The organism is Streptomyces solincola, assembly GCF_002982015.1.
In the GTDB taxonomy this organism is placed as follows: Bacteria; Actinomycetota; Actinomycetes; order Streptomycetales; family Streptomycetaceae; genus Streptomyces; species Streptomyces solincola.
Window position 1 is genome coordinate 1 of sequence record NZ_PVLV01000692.1, and the last position, 2,036, is coordinate 2,036.

The window sequence follows — 2,036 nt, forward strand, 5'->3', positions numbered from 1 at the left end:
CCTCGGTGGCGTAACCGCGCCCCCAGGCCGCCCGGTTCAGCCGGTAGCCCAGCTCCACCACGGCCGGGCCACCAGCCGGGAGGAGGTTGTGGGCCACATCCTGCCGCGGATGCTGCACGACCACCCGTGCCTGGGCTCCCGGGGCTACTGGGCGGCGCAGGAACGGTACGGCGGGGCCTTCCTGGGCTGGTTCGAGTACCGGCCGCTGGACGAGCGCAGCCCGGCCGTGGTGGAGCTGGGCTACCGGCTGAACCGGGCGGCCTGGGGGCGCGGTTACGCCACCGAGGGCGCGCGTGCTCTCCTCGACGCGGGTTTCACCCGGTTCGCGGTGGAGCGGGTGACCGCGAGCACCATGGCGGTCAACCTCGCCTCGCGGCGGGTGATGGAGAAGGCCGGGCTGTCCTTCGTGCGGAGCTTCACCGACGACTGGCCGGATGCGATCCCCGGATCGGAGCACGGGGACGTCGAGTACGCGCTCACCCGGCGGGAGTGGGAGCGCGGCCGGTCCTGATCGCGCGCACGGCCCGCCCCCTCCCGGAGGAGGGGCGGGCCGTGCCGGGGCGCGTCGCGGGTCAGTGGGCCTGGGTGGTGAGGTCGCCACGGCGGGGGCGGGCGAAGGCGTCGAGGTCGGCGCGGGTCAGTCCGGTGAGCCGGGCCACCTCGGCGGTGTCCAGGGCGCCGCAGTCGATGCCGCGCAGCAGGTAGGAGCTGAGCGCCTTGGCGGTGGCGGGCTCGTCCATGACGTCGCCGCCGGCCTGGTTGGCGTAGGCGGCGAGCCGGGCGGCGGCCTGCTCGAAGCCCTCGCGGTAGAAGGCGAACACCGCCGCGTAGCGGGTGGGCAGGTGACCGGGGTGCATGTCCCAGCCCTGGTAGTAGGCGCGGGCCAGGGCGCGGCGGGTGAGGCCGTAGTGCAGCCGCCAGGCGTCGTGGACCTTCTCGGTGCTGCCGACGGGCAGGACGTTGGTGGAGCCGTCGGAGACGCGTACGCCGGTGCCGGCGGCGGCGACCTGCATGATCGCCTTGGCGTGGTCGGCGGCGGGGTGGTCGCTGGCCTGGTAGGCGGCGGAGACGCCGAGGCAGGCGCTGTAGTCGAAGGTGCCGTAGTGCAGTCCGGTGGCGCGGCCCTCGGCGGCGTCGATCATGCGGGCCACGGCGGCGGTGCCGTCGGCGGCGAGGATGGACTGGCTGGTCTCGATCTGGATCTCGAAGCCGATCCGGCCGGGCGCGAGGCCGCGGGCCTTCTCGAACTGCTCCAGCAGCCTGACCATCGCGGTGACCTGCTGGGGGTAGGTGACCTTGGGCAGGGTCAGGACCAGCCCGTCGGGCAGGCCGCCGGCCTCCATCAGGCCGGTGAGGAAGACGTCCAGGGTGCGGATGCCGCGGTCGCGTACGGCGGCCTCCATGCACTTCATCCGGATGCCCATGTAGGGGGCGGCGGTGCCGGAGGCGTAGGCCTCGGCGATCAGCCGGGCGGCGCGGGCGGCGTCGCCGTCCTCGTTCTTCGCGGTGTACCCGTCCTCGAAGTCGACCCGCAGGTCCTCGATGGGCTCGCGCTCCAGCTTGGCGCGGACCCGGGTGTACACGTCGGTGGCCAGGGCGCCGGGCAGGCCGAGGGCGGCGGCGAGCGCGTCGGCGTTAGGGGCGTGCTCGTCCAGGGCGGCGAGGGCGGCGTCGCCCCACGCGCGGATGGTGCCGGCCTCGAAGGCGTCGCCGGGGACGTAGACGGTGTGGACGGGCTGCCGGGTGCCGGGGTCGCCCGGGTAGCGGCGGGCGAGCTCCTCGTCCACCGGGACGAGGGAGGCGCTGATCTCCTCGCTGACCGCCCCGGTCAGGCTCGTCGCCGGCTTCTCCTGCTGACCCATTCCCACACCCTTCTCTCTCCCGCTGCCACGGACTTTTCCGCTGAACGGAATCAACAATCCGTATAGTGAAGTTAGTAGCCGCTGTGAGCTGCGTCAATGGCCGTCTCGCCGGTCAGCCTGCCGCCGGCGGCGCGGCACCGCGCCCGGGGGGGCCGAAGGGACGGGGGCGGAGGG

2 protein-coding genes are annotated in these 2,036 nt (G+C 74.1%); one reads left to right on the forward strand and one right to left on the reverse strand.

The window, feature by feature from the left end; translation table 11 throughout:
- Positions 1-511, forward strand: a 511-nt coding sequence (locus C6N75_RS29380; protein WP_105871874.1) for a GNAT family N-acetyltransferase, incomplete at its 5' end; no start/stop codon positions are given.
- A gap of 61 nt (positions 512-572) precedes the next feature.
- Here C6N75_RS29380 and C6N75_RS29385 read toward each other — a convergent pair.
- Entirely contained in the window at positions 573-1,862 is a 1,290-nt protein-coding gene (locus C6N75_RS29385) for a DUF6986 family protein (RefSeq protein ID WP_105871873.1), read from the reverse strand.
- Between the last annotated feature and the right edge of the window lie 174 nt (positions 1,863-2,036).